This window comes from Pseudomonas sp. GP01-A4 (assembly GCF_058780865.1).
The window spans coordinates 47,559-65,582 of sequence record NZ_JBYSWF010000027.1 but is presented as its reverse complement, the minus strand read 5'-3'; the positions used below and the strand labels follow the sequence as shown (position 1 = coordinate 65,582).

Sequence of the window (18,024 nt, the reverse complement as noted above, 5' to 3'; positions counted from 1 at the left end):
TTAAGTGGGAACCAATTTCTACTGTCAAATCTGACAGTAGAAATTGGCTATCTTTTATGTAGGAAAATGCCCTTCTTGCAGCCTGCTTCAGAGCGCCGGTGCTTCAATCGCCGGTTCTGGCACGGCGCTTTTCAATTGCCTCAGTTGGGTTTTGATCGCCGGCTGGGCACACTTGGCGTTCGCTTGATCGGGCGTCAGCTCGCGGATAGAGGTGTAGAACAGTTCGCAGGTCTGCTCCTTGCGCGTTACCTGCCAAGTGTTCATGCAGCCTTTGAGCTGTACATTCGGATCGCTGGCGGGCTTCTGGCCCATCGAGGCCTGCCAGCAGGCGGCGCTCAAGTCCTGGCCCATCACCTTCAAACCGGCCTCGTCGGCCTTTTGCTCGTCACCGTCATAGGTGTCGGGGTTGGCGGCATACCAGATGTAGCTCGGGTGATTGGCGCCCAGTACGGCGACCTGGCTCCCGACGGCCGGGCTGATTTGCGCCAGGCCCAGTACGGCAACGGTTTGCCCGTATTGCTGCTTGATCCAGCTGCGCACCGGCGCGCCGAAGGCCACCATCGGCAACGCGCCGCCCGCGTGCTGGCTCAGCTCCTTGACCATCCGGGTCTGGTAGTCGGTGAAGTAACCGTAGACGCCTTCCAGGTCCTTGCCCGCCGTGGCAGGGGCGGCGATCGGGGCGATGTCGATGATGGTCTGGTATTCCGGCGTCTGGGTCGCCGGGATGCCGTTGGCCGTGAGCAAGGTCGCCCAGCGGTCGGTGGTGGCCGACTCCAGGTAGTCCTGGAAGTGGGTCAGGGAATAATCCGGCGGGAAGTGCAGCAGCTCGATGCTCTTGCGGTTTTCCAGGGCCATGCCCAGCGGCAGGAACAGGTACCAGTTGAACTGCCATTTGCCATCACCATTGAGTTTGCTGGCGCCCTGGTAAGCCAGGTCGGCGGTATCGAGCAAGGTGGTCAACGGCTGGCCATAACCGTCTGGCACACCGCTGAACGTGGCCAGCACCTGGTCATGCTCGGTTTTGACGCTGACTTTGGCCCGGCTGTAACCGTCGCGTTGCAGGCTCTGGTTCAGGTAGTGCTCGACGGTCTGTTCCAGCGTCCAGGGACGAAAACAGATGACGCTGCAATTGTTCGGGTACGCGAACAACTGGGTGACCCGTTGCGGGGTACCCAGCGGTACGGTGATGTCAGCCTGTACGACCGCACTCAAGGTCAGTGCGGCCAGGGTGAAGGACAACCTGGTGAGTTTGAACATGGATGGTTCCCTGTCAGCGAAAGCCCGTCTGCGCGGGGTGAATGCCCACCCTCACACAGTAGCGGTTGACCGGGAAAAGCGCGTAGAAAAACTGCGTGCTTGTCGCTTTTGAGCAAGTGCGTCTACACCTTGAAGTGCAGGGCGTTGGTCAAATCCCCCATGGGCTTCTGGCCGCGCGCGGTCATGGCGTCGTCACGCTGCTTTAGCCCATCGAGGGTTTCCAGCTGGAACACCCGGGTGATCAGACGCAGGATCGACGCGGTGTCGTAGACGGTATGGTCCACCGTGCCCTTGCGCGCGAACGGCGAGACCACCAGTGCCGGAATCCGCGTGCCCGGGCCCCAACGATCGCCTTTTGGCGGTGCAACGTGGTCCCACCAGCCGCCGTTTTCATCGACGGTGACGATCACCACCATGTTCTTCCACTGCGGGCTTTCCTGCAGCACCTTCAAGGCGCGGGTGATATGCCGGTCGCCCGAAGCGACGTCGGCGTAACCGGCGTGCATATTCAGGTTGCCCTGGGGTTTGTAGAAGGTCACCGCAGGCAGCTTGCCGGCCTGGGCATCGGCGAAGAATTTGTTGGTGCTGGCGTCATCCCCCAGGCCGCCATCGCGCAGGCGTTTATTGCGCTCAGCCGGGTTTTCCGGGCCTTGCTGCTTGAAGTAGTTGAAGGGCTGGTGGTGGTACTGGAAGTTCGGAATCTTCGGAATGCCGCCCGAGTCCTTGAACTGATCCAGCGTTGCTTGCCACGCACCGGCGTACCAGGCCCAGTCGACGTTCTTTTTCGACAGTTTGTCGCCGATGTGCTCGTGGGTTTGTGGCACCAGCACGTTAGGCAAGTCGGGCTTGGAGTAATCCGGGCGCTCGGGGTCGCGAATCCAGGTCGGCCAGTAAGGCGGGGCCAGGGTGTTCACGCCGAAACCGTCCGGGGTCAGTGCGCTGGGGCCGAATTGCGGCGGGCCGGTCATGGCGCTGGCCGGGGACTTGTCCAGAGGCTTGAGGCGCGGGTCGGTCGGGTCGTCGCTTTGCAGCGTGGCGATCTGTGCCTTGGCCACCGATTGCGCAGCGTTTGGGTACACCGGCGGGGTGGCACTGATCAGGTATTGGTGGTTGAGGAACGAGCCGCCAAACGCGCCCTGGAAGAAGTTATCGCAGAGCACAAACTCCTTCGCCACGTCCCACAAGCGCAGGGCGTAACGGCTCTGGGCGTAATGGCCCATCAGCAGGCCGCCGGAGTCGCCCCAGGCGACGAACGCATCGTTTTTACCGCCATTGATCTGCATCTGGTTCTGATAGAACACGTGCCACAAATCCCGGGTCACCAGGCTCAGGGGCTGGTCTTCGCCATTCGGGCCTTTGAGGGCGAACGGAGCGTTGGGCAGGTTTTCCTGGTATTGCACTTCGCTGGGGTACGTGACGCCATCCACGGTCTGCGGGCCAACTTGCAACACGCCGCCCCATGTCGGGGGCAGGGTGCTCAGCAGGCTGCCGTCGCGGTCGCGCTGCTGATAGTCCGCAGGGGCGAGGGCCGACAATGGTTTCTCGACCCCGGGGAAATCCGCAAACAGGTTGTTGAAGCTGCGGTTTTCGGCGTAGATCACCACCACGGTTTTAACCTGTTCGTGCAAGGCCTTGTCCAGCTCTTGCGGCGTCAGCGGGCGATCCACCGGCTTGCCGGGTGCCTCGCTGGTATTGCCGCAGGCACTCAGGGTCGCACCCACGCCCAGCACGGCCGCGCCTCCCAGGAAGCGCCGCCGGCTGGTGTCAACTGGCGGTTTGGCTTCAATGTCTTGGGAAGGGCGGTCTTTGTGCTCGTCGCTCATTGCGGGGAGTCCATGCAGGTTAGTTGTTGCAATATGTTTCGCCGGAACGGTAGCAATGGAATGTGACGGAACGAAGACAGCGGTGTGATCATGTGGGCATGCTTCCTGATCCCAAGCACTGCTAGACTGGCCCGATATTGCATACCGCAGAGGTGCCCCATGAAACCTTCAACTGCCCTGGATCTCAAGAGGGCTGCCGTGCGTGAAGTAGTAGGACGTTTCCATACCTCCAACCCAAGGGTGTTTGGGTCCGTTTTGTTGGGGACTGATAAAGACGGCAGTGATCTCGATTTACTGGTTGATGCGCTACCGGGAGCGACCCTTTTTGACCTTGGTGGGCTGCAGGTGGAGTTGGAAGACTTGCTCGGGGTAAACGTCGATTTGCTGACGCCTGGCGATCTGCCTCTGAAGTTTCGTGCTCAAGTCTTGGCTGAGGCCCGGCCCGTATGATCTCAAATCGGATTGGCGACTACCTGGAGCACATGCGCCAGGCATCGTCCGACGCGATCACCTTTGTCGAAGGGGTGAGCAAACCTGAGTTTTTTGAAGACAAGCGTACCTAACAAGCCGTGATCATGAGTTTGATCATCATCGGCGAAGCGTCGACCAAAATAATGGATCAACATCCAGAGTTTGCAGCCGCCCAACCGCAGGTGCCTTGGCGCAGTATGCGCGGGATGCGCAACCGGATTGCCCATGGTTACTTCGACATAAATCTTGAAGTGGTATGGGACACGGTTCAGCACGCGCTACCTGAGCTGCTGAACAACCTGCCAGCCGCACCCGCCTGAAGAGCGGGTGCAGCTTCAGATAATTAAGGCATCACCGGCGGCAAATATTTAAGCGTCGTGCCCAACGCCCACAGCAGGAACAACACCAGCGGCGTATGCACCAGCAACTGCACAAACGAAAAGCCGATCAAGTCCCGCGCCTTCAACCCCAGCACGCCCAGCAGCGGCAGCATATAGAACGGGTTGATCAGGTTAGGCAGCGCTTCGGCGGCGTTGTAGATCTGCACCGCCCAGCCCAGGTGATATTCCAGGTCGTTGGCGACCTGCATCACGTACGGCGCCTCGATGATCCACTTGCCGCCGCCCGACGGGATAAAGAAGCCCAGCACCGCCGAGTACACGCCCATCAACAGCGCGTAGGTGTCGTGGGACGCAATCGAGGTGAAGAAGGTCGAGATATGGTGCGCCAGGGTCGCGCCGTCACTGCCTTTCACCACGGTCATCAACGCCGCAATCGAGCCATACAACGGGAACTGGATCAGCACCCCGGTGGTGGTGGGTACCGCACGGGCCACCGCGTCGAGGAAGCTGCGCGGGCGCCAGTGCAGCAAGGCACCGACCATCAGGAACAGGAAGTTATAGGTGTTCAGCCCCGAGATCGCGCTGATCGCCGGCTTGGTCGAGAATTCATGGAACAACCAACCGGCGGCCAGCAACGCCAGCAGGATGGTCAGCAACGGGCTGTGCTCCAGCCACTCGCCCGGACGGGTCGGCGGTTGCGGCTTGGGCATGTTGAAGGCCGGGTCGATACCGCAAGCCTTGGCGTCACGGGCGGAGTTCGGCCCGGGCGCGGTGGCGTAGGCGATGATCAGCGACACCACGATCAGCGCCAGCAACAGCACGCCGGACTGCCACAGAAAGATGGTGTCGGTGAACGGGATCATCCCGGTGATCGACAGGATCGACGGCGGCAAACTGGCCGGGTTGGCCTGCAACTGCGCCGCCGACGACGACAGCCCCAGCGCCCAAACGGCACCCAGGCCGAGGTAGGCCGCAGCACCGGCCGCGCGATAGTCCATGCGCAAATCCGTACGCCGGGCCAGCGCACGCACCAGCAAACCACCGAACACCAGGGACAGGCCCCAGTTGAGCAACGAGGCGACCATCGAAATCAGCGCCACCCAGGCCACGGCAGAACGGCCGTTCTTCGGGATGCGCGCCAGGCGGTCGATCAATTTCACGGCGGGCGGGGAGCTGGCGACCACGTAGCCGCCAATCACCACAAAGGCCATTTGCATGGTGAACGGGATCAAACTCCAGAAACCGTCACCAAACGCCTTGGCGGCCTCGGTCGGCGCGGCGCCCATGCCCAGGGTCGCCACGGCGACAATGATCACGGCGAGGGCGGCAAACACCCAGGAGTCAGGGAACCAGCGCTCGGCGAAGTTTGAACAACGCAGGGCGAATCGGGCGTAGCGGCTGTCTTCGATAGCATCGGCCACGTTCAGTACCTCTATTTGTATTTATTATGGGGGGCGGCAGTTTTGCTGCATGTTCCTCTACGGCTATTCATTTGGGAATGTAGTTATCTTCATTGATCAATGAGTAAAGCAAATATATCCGGCGAGATTGCCATCACCGGGCCCAGCTCATAACCTGCAGGCCATTTTGTTTGTCTGCCGAGCTTTTCCATGACTGCCACCTCTTATCCACAGGCGCAGCGTTTCTCCCGCTCCGACTACAAAACCCTGGGCCTGGCTGCCCTGGGCGGGGCCCTGGAAATCTACGACTTCATCATCTTCGTATTTTTCGCGCTGACACTCAGCCAGCTGTTCTTCCCGCCGGAAATGCCCGAGTGGCTGCGCCTGCTGCAAAGCTTCGGCATCTTCGTCACGGGCTACCTGGCACGCCCGCTGGGCGGAATCCTGATGGCGCACTTCGCCGATCACCTGGGGCGCAAACGGGTGTTCAGCCTGAGCATCCTGATGATGGCGCTGCCGTGCCTGCTGATCGGCATCATGCCCACCTACGCACAAATCGGTTATTTCGCACCGTTGATCCTGCTGGCGCTGCGCATCCTCCAGGGTGCGGCAGTGGGCGGGGAAGTGCCCAGCGCCTGGGTGTTTGTCGCCGAACACGCTCCGGACAACCATCGTGGTTATGCCCTGGGCTTCCTCCAGGCCGGGCTGACCTTCGGCTACCTGCTCGGCGCGCTGACGGCGACGCTGCTGGCGCAAGTCTTCACCCCGGCCGAAATCCTCGACTACGCCTGGCGCTTCCCGTTCCTGCTCGGCGGCGTGTTCGGCGTGATCGGTGTCTGGCTGCGGCGCTGGCTCAGCGAAACCCCGGTGTTCCTGCAAATGCAGGCCCGTCGCCAGGCCGGCGCCGAACTGCCGCTGCGTACCGTCCTGCGGGAACATCGCAGCGCGCTGCTGCCGGCGATGATCCTCACCTGCGTGCTCACCTCGGCCGTCGTCGTACTGGTGGTGATCACCCCGACCATGATGCAGAAAACCTTCGGCATGAGCCCCAGCCACACCTTCGCCCTGAGCGCGTTGGGCATCGTGTTCCTGAATATCGGTTGCGTGTTGGCCGGGCTGCTGGTGGACCGCATCGGCGCCTGGCGTGCGGTGTTGGTCTACAGCCTGCTGCTGCCGGTGGGGATTGCCGTGCTCTATGCGAGCCTGATTGCCGGTGGCGTGTGGCTGGGCGCAGCGTATGCAATTGCCGGCTTGAGTTGCGGGGTGGTGGGCGCGGTGCCGTCGGTGATGGTCAGCCTGTTCCCGGCGCAGGTGCGGGTGTCGGGGATTTCCTTCACCTACAACATTGCCTATGCGCTGTGGGCGAGTACCACGCCGCTGATGTTGATCGCGTTGATGCCGACCAGCCCGTGGATCTGCGTGGGGTATTGCGTGGTGATGGGCGCGGTGGGCGCAGTGAGTGCGGCGCATTTTGGCAAGCGCCAACCTACCTGATCGTTCCCACGCTCTGCGTGGGAACGACTCCCTGGACGCTCCGCGTCCGCTTGTGTGACGCGGAGCGTCACGGGATGCATTCCCACGCGGAGCGTGGGAACGATCATTACGTCAGGAAGTGCCACATCAGCAATGTGCCCACCAGGCCCACCACCGACACAATGGTCTGCAACACCGACCACACCCAGATCGTCTGCTTCAGTTGCAAGCCGAAGTATTCGCGCACCATCCAGAAGCCGGCATCGTTGACGTGGCAGAAGAACACCGAGCCGGCACCAATCGCCAGGGCGACCAGTGAGCTTTGCGTCGCCGCCAATCCCGCCATCATCGGCGCCAGGATGCCCGCCGTTGTCGTGGTGGCGACGGTCGCCGACCCCGTGGCCTGACGCAGCGCCACCGCAATCAACCAGGCCAGCAACAGGTACGGCATGTGCGCGCCTTCGGCCACCTTGCTGATGGTCTGGCTCACGCCGGCATCCAGCAGGGTTTGCTTCAACCCGCCACCGGCGCCGATGGTCAGCAACAGCACCGCGATCGGCGCCAGCGCCTTGCGCAGGGTGTTGCCGACATCGGCCCGCGGCATGCCGCTGGCCCAGCCCAGGCAGATCACCGCGGCAATCACCGCCAGGCCCAGCGCGATCAACGGCTCACCGAGGAACTTCAAGGTCAGTGCCACCGGGCTTTCCGGCGACATGGCAACCTTGGCCAGGGTGCTGCCGAGCATCAGGATCACCGGCAACAGGATGATCAGCAGCGACACACCAAAACTCGGCTGGCGCGGCGCCTTGGGCGGTGCGCTGAACAGCGCGCCAATGTCGGCCGGCTCGTCCACGTGCATGCGCTTGGACAGCCAGTTGCCGTACAGCGGGCCGGCCAGAATCACGGCCGGTACCGCCAGGCAGAAGCCCAGCAACATGGTCAGGCCCAGGTCGGCGTGCAATGCGCCCACCGCAATCAGCGGCCCCGGATGCGGCGGCATCAAAGCGTGCAGGGTGGTCATCCCCGCCAGCGCCGGGATCGCGATTTTCAGCAGCGGCTGGTTCGAACGCTTGGCCATCACAAAGATGATCGGCACCATCATCACCAGGCCCACTTCGAAGAACAGCGGCAAGCCAATCACCATCGCCACCAGCGCCATCACCCACGGCAATGACTTGCCCTTGCCCAACCCCAGCAGGGTGGTGGCGATACGGTCGGCAGCACCGGATTCGGCCATCAACGCGCCGAGCATCGAGCCCAGGGCAATGATGATCCCGGCTTCACCGAGAATCGCCCCGGCGCCTTTGCTGAAGGCCTTGGCCACTTCTTCCGGCGGCAAGCCCGCGCCGACACCGGCGATAAACGTACCGATCAGGATCGACAGGAAGGGCGGCAGCTTGGTCGCGCTGATCAACACAATGATGCTGGCGATGGCCAGTAATACGCAGAACATGAGGCGGGTGTCGTGAACCATCCACGCGGCAGTCGATAACTCCAAAACGGGACTCCTTATCGAACAGGTTGGCTAATATGTTTCTTTTTGTTTCCTGCTCGAAAAGCATACCTGATACAACGGTTCCAGAGCGTTCATGTTCAATTTTGGTGCGCATGGCTTAACGCCCAGCTGACGGCGAGATGACAATTTTGCAACTCGTGCCGGTGGTTTTGGCCTATAGCTCTATGATCAACCGGACGACCACCCACGAGGATATTTCATGAGCGCAGGACACAGCCACGCCCAGGTACGCGCCGGCCACGAACGGCTGTTATGGATCGCATTGGCACTGACTGGCAGCTTTATGATCGCCGAGGTGATCGGCGCCTTTATCACCGGCAGCCTGGCGCTGTTGTCCGATGCCGCGCACATGATGACCGACGCCCTGGCGCTAGGGATTTCCCTGGTGGCGATCCAGGTCGCCAAGCGCGCCGCCGACCGCAAGCGCACCTTCGGCTATGCGCGTTTCGAGATCCTGGCGGCAGCGTTTAATGCGCTGCTGCTGTTCGGCGTGGCGTTCTACATCCTGTATGAGGCGTATCAACGCTTGCAGGCGCCCGCTGAGATCCAGTCCACCGGCATGCTGGTGATCGCGGTGCTGGGGCTGATCGTCAACCTGATTTCCATGCGATTGCTGAGTGCGGCCAGCGGCGAAAGCCTGAATGTGAAGGGCGCTTACCTGGAGGTCTGGAGCGACATGCTCGGCTCCATCGGCGTGATCATCGCGGCGTTGGTGATCATGTACACCGGCTGGGGCTGGGTGGATTCGGTGGTGGCGGCGGCGATTGGCTTCTGGGTGTTGCCCCGCACCTGGACGCTGCTCAAGGAAAGCATGAACGTGCTGCTGCAAGGTGTGCCGGATGGCATTGATATCGACAAGGTGGAGCAGGCGATTCGCGGCGTTCCCGGGGTCAAGGACGTGCACGACCTGCATATCTGGGCCCTCACCAGCGGCAAAAATGTGCTGAGTACTCATCTGGTGGCGGATTCGGCGCAAGGCAGCGAGCAACAGATCCTCAGCCAGGTGACGGAGTTACTGCATGAACAATTCGATATTTCCCACGCCACGATCCAGATCGAGGGCGAAGGTTTTCAGCATGACGAGCACGACGAGGTGCACGCTTGAGCGTCACTCACGGTCTTCCAGCACATAACCCACGCCGCGCAAGGTATGGATCAACTTGCGCTCGAACGGGTCATCGATCTTCGCCCGCAGGCGGCGGATCGACACTTCCACCACATTGGTGTCGCAATCAAAGTTCATGTCCCACACGAACGAGATAATTTGCGTGCGCGACAGCACCACGCCGCTCTGGCGCATCAGCAGGTGCAGCAGGGCGAACTCCTTGGTGGTCAGGTCGATGCGCTGCAAACCGCGAAACGCCCGGTGGCGGCCCTGATCCAATTCCAGGTCGGCCACCCGCAACACATCCGGCACCGGCGAATGCACGCTGCGGCGCATCAAGTTGCGCACCCGCGCGAGTAATTCGGGGAACTCAAACGGCTTGACCAGGTAATCATCGGCGCCCAGGTCCAGGCCCTTGATCCGGTCGGCGAGGCGGCCCTGGGCGGTCAGCATCATGATGCGGGTGCTGCTGTTCTGGCGGATGCGTTGCAGCACGTCCCAGCCATCCATCAACGGCAAATTCACGTCGAGCATCACCAGGTCGTAGGCGTGCTGGCGAGACAAATGCAGGCCGTCGGCGCCGGTGGCGGCACAGTCGACGATATAGCCACTTTCGCTCAATCCCTGATGTAGATAATCGGCGGTTTTAGGTTCGTCTTCGATAACCAGAATACGCATGTCGAGGATCCCGCTGGGCAGTGGAAAAGTTGCCCGGAGCTTAAAGCAAAAGCCCGCGCCAGAGCCGTTGCTAACGGATTTGTAATGTTCTGGCCACTCCTCTGATAAGTACCGAAAGTTACATTGCCCACCTGTTAATTCATGGGCATGGAACTCTTGTTATGCCAACTTTTGTCCGCACGTTTATCGGCGCTTCGGTGCTGTTGCTGATGACGGTCCAGGGCGCAAACGCGCAAACCCTGACCCTCGAATCGGCCCTGCAAACCGCCTTCGCCAACAACCCCGACATGGCCGCTGCGCAGTGGGAAATCGACATCGCCCAAGGCGGTCGCCAGCAGGCCGGTTTGATCCCGAATCCGGTGGCCTCCTGGGATGCCGAAGACACCCGCCGCAACTCGCGCACCACCACCGTGAAACTGAGCCAAACCCTGGAACTGGGTGGCAAGCGCGGCGCCCGGATTGATGTCGCCACCCGTGCCCAGGAGGCGGCCGCACTCACCCTGGAACAGCGCCGCAACGGTCTGCGTGCGGAGGTCATCGACGGTTACTACGGCGCACTTCGCGCTCAGGAACGCCTCGACCTGGCCCAGCGCTCATTGGCATTGGCCGAGCGCGGCCTGGTGGTGGCCAATGGTCGCGTCACCGCCGGCAAAACGTCCCCGGTGGAAGCCACCCGCGCCCAGGTGCAACTCTCGGAAATCCGCCTGGAATTCAACCGCGCGCAGATGGGCCTGAGCGATGCCTACCGGCGCCTCGCGGCCAGTACTGGCGCGGCCAGCACCGATTTCCAGGCCGTCGCCACCCAAGCCCAGGCCGCCCCGGCATTACCGTCGCCCGCGCAGCTGCTGGCGCGCCTGGAACAGACCGCCGAACTGCGCCTGGCCGAGCTGCAAATCGTCCAGGGCGAAGCGGCCCTGGGCCTGGAAAAAGCCCAGCGCATTCCCGACCTCGACGTGTCCATCGGCAGCCAATACGACGCCAGCGTGCGTGAGCGGGTCAACGTGGTGGGCGTGTCGATGCCAATCCCGCTGTTCAACCGCAACCAGGGCAACGTGCTGGCCGCGAGTCGCCGTGCCGACCAGGCCCGCGACCTGCGCAACGCCGCCGAACTGCGCCTGCGCACCGAAACCCGCCAGGCCCTGGACCTTTGGCAAACCGCGAATACCGAAGTGCGCTCGTTCAACCAACAGATCCTGCCCGCCGCACAAAGCGCGGTGGACAGCGCCACCCGCGGTTTCGAGATGGGCAAGTTCAACTTCCTCGACGTACTCGACGCCCAGCGCACCTTGATTGCGGCCCGCACCCAATACCTCGCGGCGACCGCCCAGGCCACCGAAGCCTGGGTGCGCATCGAACGGATTTACGGCGACCTCGCCCGGTTTTGATTTTTTCAGGAGCGTTCCATGAACAACAAACACAGGATGGCGCTGGCCGTTGCGCTGATGCTGGCGTGGCCGGCCATCAGCGGTGCGGCAGAGGCGGAAGAAGAAGGCAAGATCGAGCTGACCGAACAGCAGGTCCAGGCCGCCGGTATTCAACTGGCCCCGGCGCAATCCCGGCAGATCAGCACTGTGCTTTCGCTGCCGGGCGAGGTGCGTTTCGACGAAGACCGCACCTCCCACATCGTCCCGCGTGCTGCCGGCGTGGTGGAGTCGGTGAAGGTCAACCTCGGCCAATCGGTGAAGAAGGGCGAGCTGCTCGCGGTGATCGCCAGCCAGCAGATTTCCGATCAGCGCAGTGAACTGGCGGCCAGTGAGCGCCGGGTGGTACTGGCCCGCACCACCTTCCAGCGCGAGCGCCAGTTGTGGCAGGACAGGATCTCCGCCGAACAGGATTACCTGCTGGCGCGCCAGGCGCTGCAAGAGGCCGAAATCGCCCTGAACAATGCCCGGCAAAAGATGAATGCCCTGAGCGGCAGCGCTGTATTGGTCGGCGGCAATCGCTACGAACTGCGAGCGCCGTTCGACGGCGTGGTGGTGGAAAAACACCTGGGTGTCGGCGAGGTGGTGAGCGAGACCAGCAACGCCTTCACCCTGTCGGACCTGTCCCAGGTGTGGGTCACCTTCGGCGTGTTCCCCAAGGATTTGAACAAGGTCCGGGTCGGCAAACCGGTGAAGGTCACGTCCTCGGAAATGGGCACCGAAGTACTTGGCACCGTGGCCTATGTCGGCAACTTACTGGGGGAGCAGACCCGCACCGCCACCGTACGCGTCACGGTGCCGAACCCCGACGCTTCGTGGCGTCCAGGGCTGTTCGTTTCCGTGCAGGTCGCCACCGACACCTACCCGGCCAAGGTCACCGTCCCCCAGGAGGCGATCCAGACCGTCGAGGACAAACCCTCGGTGTTCGTGCGCACCAGCGACGGCTTCATGACCCGGCATATCGAACTGGGCGTCAGCGAAAACGGTTTCGTCGAAGTGCGCCAGGGCCTCGACGCCGGCGCGCAGGTGGCCACCGCCGGCAGCTTCATCCTCAAGTCCGAGTTGGGCAAGGCCTCGGCCGAGCACGCCCATTGATCCTGCGAGTGATTTCCCATGTTTGAGCGCCTTATCCAATTCGCCATCGAGCAGCGCATCATCGTGCTGTTGGCGGTGCTGCTGATGGCCGGTGTCGGTATCGCCAGCTATCAGAAATTGCCCATCGACGCCGTGCCGGATATCACCAACGTCCAGGTGCAGATCAACTCGGCGGCGGCGGGTTTTTCGCCGCTGGAAACCGAGCAGCGCATCACCTTTCCCATCGAGACCGCCATGGCCGGGCTGCCGGGCTTGCAGCAGACCCGCTCGCTGTCGCGCTCGGGCTTGTCCCAGGTCACGGTGATTTTCAAGGACGGCACCGACCTGTTCTTCGCCCGCCAGCTGGTCAACGAACGCTTGCAGGTGGCTCGCGAGCAACTCCCCGATGGCATCGAAAGCATGATGGGGCCGATCTCCACCGGGCTCGGGGAAATCTTCCTGTGGACCGTGGAGGCGAAAGACGGCGCGCGCAAGGAGGACGGCTCAGCCTATACGCCGACCGACCTGCGGGTGATCCAGGACTGGATCATCAAGCCGCAACTGCGCAACGTGCCGGGGGTGGCCGAGATCAACACCATCGGCGGCTTTGCCAAGGAATACCAGATCGCCCCGGACCCCAAGCGCCTGGCGGCCTACAACCTGACCTTGGGCGACCTGGTCACGGCGCTGGAGCGCAACAACGCCAACGTCGGCGCCGGCTACATCGAGCGCAGCGGCGAGCAATTGCTGATCCGTGCGCCGGGGCAAGTCGGGTCCATCGACGACATTGCCAACATCGTCATCACCACTTCCGACGGTACGCCGATTCGGGTGCGCAACGTCGCCCAGGTCGACATTGGCCGCGAGCTGCGTACCGGTGCCGCCACGGAAAATGGCCGCGAAGTGGTGCTGGGCACGGTGTTCATGTTGATCGGCGAAAACAGTCGCACGGTGTCCCTGGCGGTCGCGAAAAAACTCGAAGAGATCAACCGTTCGCTGCCTGAAGGTGTGGTGGCCGTCACCGTCTACGACCGCACCAACCTGGTGGAAAAAGCCATCAGTACCGTGAAGAAAAACCTCTTCGAAGGGGCGCTGCTGGTGGTGGCAGTGCTGTTCCTGTTCCTCGGCAATATCCGAGCGGCGCTGATCACCGCGATGGTGATTCCCCTGGCCATGTTGTTCACCTTTACCGGGATGTTTACCAACAAGGTCAGCGCCAACCTGATGAGCCTCGGCGCGTTGGATTTCGGGATTATCGTCGATGGCGCGGTGGTGATCGTCGAAAACGCCATCCGCCGCCTGGCCCACGCCCAGCAGCGCCACGGGCGATTGCTGACCCGCAGCGAGCGCCTGCATGAAGTGTTTGCGGCGGCCAAGGAAGCGCGGCGCGCGCTGATCTTCGGGCAACTGATCATCATGGTGGTGTACCTGCCGATCTTCGCCCTCACCGGGGTGGCCGGGAAGATGTTCCACCCGATGGCGTTCACCGTGGTGATCGCGCTGCTGGGGGCAATGATTCTGTCCGTGACCTTCGTGCCGGCGGCCATTGCGCTGTTCGTCACCGGCAAGGTCAAGGAAGAGGAAAACCTGGTGATGCGCAGCGCACGCCGTGTCTACGCGCCGGTGCTGGATTGGGTGATGGCGCGCCGGCCGCTGGTGTTCGGCCTGGCGGTGCTGGCCATCGTTGCGTCGGGCCTGGTGGCCAGTCGCATGGGCAGCGAATTTATCCCCAGCCTCAGCGAGGGTGATTTCGCCCAACAAGCGTTGCGGGTGCCGGGCACCAGCCTGACGCAGTCGGTACAGATGCAGCAGCAACTGGAAAAGACCTTGATGGCCGAGGTGCCGGAAATCGAGCGGGTATTCGCCCGCACCGGCACCGCGGAAATCGCCTCCGACCCGATGCCGCCGAACATCTCCGACAGCTACGTGATGCTCAAGCCCAAGGACCAGTGGCCCGACCCGAAGAAGTCCCGTGAGGCAATCATTGCCGACATCCAGCGCGCCAGTGCGATTGTGCCGGGCAGCGTGTATGAACTGTCGCAACCGATCCAGCTGCGCTTCAACGAACTGATTTCCGGCGTGCGCAGTGACGTGGCGGTGAAGGTGTTTGGTGACGACATGGCGGTGCTCAACAAGACCGCCGGGGAAATCGCCGAGACCTTGCAAACCCTCAAGGGCGCCTCGGAAGTGAAGGTGGAACAGACCTCCGGCCTGCCGGTGCTGACCATCAATATCGACCGCGACAAGGCCGCGCGTTTCGGCCTGAACGTGGGCGATGTGCAAGACACGATTGCCGTCGCCGTGGGTGGGCGCCAGGCCGGGACGATGTACGAAGGCGACCGGCGTTTTGATATGGTCGTGCGTTTGTCTGATGCGCTGCGCACCGATATCGAAGGCCTGTCGCGGCTGTTGATTCCGATCCCGGCGCTGGCGAATAACGCGGCGGGGCAGTTGGGTTTTATCGCGCTGTCGGAAGTCGCCAGCCTGGACCTGGTGCTCGGCCCCAACCAGATCAGTCGTGAAAACGGCAAGCGCCTGGTGATCGTCAGCGCCAACGTGCGTGGGCGGGATATCGGCTCGTTTGTCGAGGAAGCCGGGACGGCCATCGACACTCAGGTGAAAATCCCCGCGGGCTACTGGACCAACTGGGGCGGCCAGTTCGAGCAGTTGAAGGAAGCTTCCGAGCGCTTGCGCATCGTGGTGCCGGTGGCGTTGCTGCTGGTGTTCGGGTTGCTGTTCATGATGTTCAACAACCTCAAGGACGGGCTGCTGGTGTTCACCGGGATTCCCTTCGCGTTGACCGGCGGGATCATGGCGCTGTGGCTGCGGGACATTCCGTTGTCGATCTCGGCGGGCGTGGGTTTTATCGCGCTGTCGGGGGTGGCGGTGCTGAACGGGTTGGTGATGATTGCGTTCATTCGCAACCTGCGGGAAGAGGGGCGCTCATTGTCGGTGGCCATCAACGAAGGCGCCCTGACGCGCTTGCGCCCGGTGTTGATGACGGCGTTGGTGGCGTCGCTGGGGTTTATCCCCATGGCCCTGGCCACCGGCACCGGCGCCGAAGTGCAGCGCCCGTTGGCGACGGTGGTGATTGGCGGGATTATTTCGTCGACGCTGCTGACCCTGCTGGTATTGCCGGCGCTGTATCACTGGGCGCACCGGCGTGAAGAACAGGAAGACCGCCCGATGCCTGGCCAATAACCTTTGGCGAGGGAGCAAGCTCCCTCACCACAATGGGTTATTGGCAGATAGCGTTGGTATGAAGGGGAAACACCAACCGAAACACAGTGAAATCTCCGGGCTCGCTGCTGACTTCTGCCAGGCCTTGATGCAGGGTCATGATCGACCGCACGATGGCCAGCCCCAGCCCGGTCCCCCCTTCGGAGCGGGCGCGGCTGCTGTCGACGCGGTAGAAACGCTCGAACAGGTTCGGCAGGTGGTGCGCTTCAATCCCCGGGCCCGGGTTGCCCACCGAGAGCGACACCTGCTGCCCGTGGGTTTCCACCTGCAACGACACCGTGGAAGCGTGTGGCGTATGACGGATGGCATTGGACAACAAGTTGGAAATCGCCCGCTGAATCATCAGGCGGTCGCCATGCACCGAGGCATCACCGTGAAGGCTCAGGCTCAGTTGCTTGTCTTCGGCACTCAACGCAAACAGTTCCATCACCCGGCGTGCTTCAGCGGCCAGGGACACGGGCGCAAACGAAACCCGCGCCGCCGGGTGGCTGACCTGTGCCAGGAACAGCATGTCGGAAACGATCCGCGCCAGCCGCTCCATTTCTTCGGTGCTGGATTCCAGCACCGCCTTGTACTCCTCGGGAGGTCGCTCCCGGGACAACGTCACCTGGGCCTTGCCCATCAAGTTGGTCAGTGGCGCGCGCAGCTCGTGGGCCAGGTCATCGGAGAACTGCGACAACTGCTGCACACCGCCATCCAGGCGTTGCAGCATGAAATTGATGCCCTGCGCCAACTCGCCCAACTCGTTGGGCAAGTTATCCACAGCCAGGCGGTGGGTCAGATCCTGTGTGGTGACCTTGGCCGCGACGCGGCTGAACTGTTGCAGCGGTGCGAGCCCGCGTTGCACCACCCACCACGCGCCGATGCCGATCAGCAGCAACAGCAGCGGCAGGGCGATCACCGTGGAACGCAGGTAAGCACTGAGCAATGCCTGATCGTCCATGCGGTCCAGGGACAGCAGCACCCGCACGCGTTCGCCGCTGGACAGGCGCATCAGGCTGGAGGCGCTGAGCACCTGGTTACCGTTGCTGTCGTCCCAGTTCAGGTAACCGAGGGTCTGGCGTGGTGCGAAGTCGGTCAGCAACGGTTCCTGTGGCTTGGCACCGACGCTCAGCAGCACCGCTTCATCGGGTGCGGTGCCGACGATGGTCAGGTAGAAATTGTCATGCCCCATCACCAGGTCCATCAGCGAATGCGGGCGGGCCTTTATGTCGCGGGTGTCCAGGCCGAGGGCGAGGCTGTGCTGGATCTGCTCCATCTTGCTTTCCAGGCCCTTGCGCGCCAGTTTCTCAAGCTCGTGGGTCAGCGCCAGGTAGGCCAGTGTCGCGAGCAGCACCACCAGGCCCGCGCCCATCAGGCTCACCGTCAGCCCGAGGCGCATCGACAGGCTGCTGGCTTTCATTGGCGGGCCTCCAGCACATAGCCCACGCCGCGAATGGTATGGATCAGCTTGACGTCACTCTGGTCATCGACCTTGGCCCGCAGGCGGCTGATGGAGACTTCCACCACGTTGGTGTCGCAGTCGAAATTCATGTCCCACACCAGGGAAATAATCTGCGTGCGGGTCAGCACTTCGCCGGACTGACGCATCAGCACATGCAGCAGCGCGAACTCCTTGGTGGTCAGGTCAATGCGCCGGGTGCCGCGATAGGCGCGGTGGCGGCGCGGGTCCAGTTCAAGGTCCGACACGCGGAAGACTTCCGGCACCGGTATGTGCTCGCTGCGGCGCAACAGCGTACGCACCCGGGCCAGCAATTCGGGGAATTCGAAGGGTTTGACCAGGTAATCATCGGCGCCCATGTCCAGGCCCTTGATCTTGTCAGTCAGCCGGCCACGGGCTGTGAGCATCATCACCCGTTGGTTGCTGTCGCGGCGCAGTTGCTCAAGCACTTCCCAGCCGTCCTTTGCCGGCAGGTTTACATCGAGAATCACCAGTTCATAAGCGTGTTGCCCGGCCAGGTGCAGGCCGTCCACGCCGCTGGCGGCGCAGTCGACCACGTAACCGCTTTCGGTCAGGCCCTGCTGCAGGTAGGCGGCGGTTTTTTGCTCGTCCTCAACCACAAGGATACGCATGGGGGTTTACCTTTTACTGATAGAGAGAGACTGAAATTCGAATTTTCCGAAGCCTGAAGGCTGAAGTAGCTACAGGGTCAATCAGCCAGTTTGTGACTGGTTGTTGCGTTGCAGAACGGGCGGGCAAAAAAAACGCCCCATCCGGGGCGTTA

The 18,024-nt window shown here is 62.4% G+C and carries 14 protein-coding genes; 7 read left to right on the top strand and 7 right to left on the bottom strand.

What is annotated here, in order from left to right; all coding sequences use genetic code 11:
• Positions 1–87 precede the first annotated feature (87 nt).
• Positions 88–1,257 carry a hypothetical protein gene (locus tag AC3WKX_RS17105; RefSeq protein ID WP_003214388.1) on the bottom strand — a complete coding sequence of 390 codons (1,170 nt, stop codon included), beginning with the start codon at positions 1,255–1,257 and terminating at the stop codon, positions 88–90.
• A gap of 122 nt (positions 1,258–1,379) precedes the next feature.
• Entirely contained in the window at positions 1,380–3,080 is a 1,701-nt protein-coding gene (locus AC3WKX_RS17100) for an acid phosphatase (RefSeq protein WP_102604740.1), read from the bottom strand.
• Between the two features lie 159 nt (positions 3,081–3,239).
• Here AC3WKX_RS17100 and AC3WKX_RS17095 point away from each other — a divergent pair, with 159 nt between their 5' ends.
• The gene (locus tag AC3WKX_RS17095; RefSeq protein ID WP_003214393.1) at positions 3,240–3,530 is read left to right on the top strand and encodes a nucleotidyltransferase family protein; all 291 of its coding nucleotides are present in this window, start codon (positions 3,240–3,242) and stop codon (positions 3,528–3,530) included.
• A 125-nt stretch (positions 3,531–3,655) separates the two neighbouring features.
• Positions 3,656–3,871: a HepT-like ribonuclease domain-containing protein gene (locus tag AC3WKX_RS17090; protein WP_003214398.1), complete on the top strand. Its 216-nt coding sequence runs from the start codon at positions 3,656–3,658 to the stop codon at positions 3,869–3,871.
• Positions 3,872–3,894: 23 nt separating this feature from the next.
• Here AC3WKX_RS17090 and AC3WKX_RS17085 read toward each other — a convergent pair whose 3' ends face one another.
• A complete protein-coding gene (locus tag AC3WKX_RS17085; protein ID WP_008437512.1) occupies positions 3,895–5,313 on the bottom strand; it encodes a short-chain fatty acid transporter in 1,419 nt (472 codons plus the stop codon).
• Positions 5,314–5,502: 189 nt separating this feature from the next.
• Between AC3WKX_RS17085 and AC3WKX_RS17080 the strand changes: the two genes are divergently transcribed.
• Positions 5,503–6,786, top strand: a complete 1,284-nt coding sequence (locus AC3WKX_RS17080) for an MFS transporter (RefSeq protein WP_063033178.1) — start codon at positions 5,503–5,505, stop codon at positions 6,784–6,786.
• A gap of 106 nt (positions 6,787–6,892) precedes the next feature.
• Here AC3WKX_RS17080 and AC3WKX_RS17075 read toward each other — a convergent pair whose 3' ends face one another.
• Positions 6,893–8,263 (bottom strand): GntT/GntP/DsdX family permease, encoded by a 1,371-nt coding sequence (locus AC3WKX_RS17075; protein ID WP_023659163.1) that lies wholly within the window; start codon positions 8,261–8,263, stop codon positions 6,893–6,895.
• Positions 8,264–8,480: 217 nt separating this feature from the next.
• On the opposite strand from AC3WKX_RS17075, the gene AC3WKX_RS17070 reads away from it, so the two are divergent.
• On the top strand, positions 8,481–9,386 hold the full coding sequence (locus AC3WKX_RS17070) for a cation diffusion facilitator family transporter (RefSeq protein ID WP_003214407.1): 906 nt from the start codon (positions 8,481–8,483) through the stop codon (positions 9,384–9,386).
• Between the two features lie 3 nt (positions 9,387–9,389).
• Here the strand turns inward: AC3WKX_RS17070 and AC3WKX_RS17065 are convergent, their stop codons facing one another.
• The gene (locus AC3WKX_RS17065) at positions 9,390–10,064 is read right to left on the bottom strand and encodes a heavy metal response regulator transcription factor (RefSeq protein ID WP_102604739.1); all 675 of its coding nucleotides are present in this window, start codon (positions 10,062–10,064) and stop codon (positions 9,390–9,392) included.
• A 161-nt stretch (positions 10,065–10,225) separates the two neighbouring features.
• On the opposite strand from AC3WKX_RS17065, the gene AC3WKX_RS17060 reads away from it, so the two are divergent.
• From AC3WKX_RS17060 to AC3WKX_RS17050, 3 genes are read left to right on the top strand one after another with little or no spacing between them, the layout of a single operon-like run.
• Positions 10,226–11,449 (top strand): TolC family protein, encoded by a 1,224-nt coding sequence (locus AC3WKX_RS17060; RefSeq protein ID WP_102604738.1) that lies wholly within the window; start codon positions 10,226–10,228, stop codon positions 11,447–11,449.
• Between the two features lie 18 nt (positions 11,450–11,467).
• A complete protein-coding gene (locus tag AC3WKX_RS17055; protein ID WP_102604737.1) occupies positions 11,468–12,580 on the top strand; it encodes an efflux RND transporter periplasmic adaptor subunit in 1,113 nt (370 codons plus the stop codon).
• Positions 12,581–12,598: 18 nt separating this feature from the next.
• Positions 12,599–15,760, top strand: coding sequence for a CusA/CzcA family heavy metal efflux RND transporter (locus AC3WKX_RS17050; RefSeq protein WP_102604736.1), 3,162 nt, complete (start codon positions 12,599–12,601; stop codon positions 15,758–15,760).
• 37 nt (positions 15,761–15,797) lie between these two features.
• Here AC3WKX_RS17050 and AC3WKX_RS17045 read toward each other — a convergent pair whose 3' ends face one another.
• Complete coding sequence (locus AC3WKX_RS17045; protein WP_102604735.1) at positions 15,798–17,201, bottom strand: heavy metal sensor histidine kinase; 1,404 nt, start codon at positions 17,199–17,201, stop codon at positions 15,798–15,800.
• Positions 17,198–17,872, bottom strand: a complete 675-nt coding sequence (locus AC3WKX_RS17040; RefSeq protein ID WP_003214417.1) for a heavy metal response regulator transcription factor — start codon at positions 17,870–17,872, stop codon at positions 17,198–17,200. Before AC3WKX_RS17040 ends, AC3WKX_RS17045 begins: the two co-directional genes overlap by 4 nt.
• Positions 17,873–18,024: the final 152 nt, after the last annotated feature.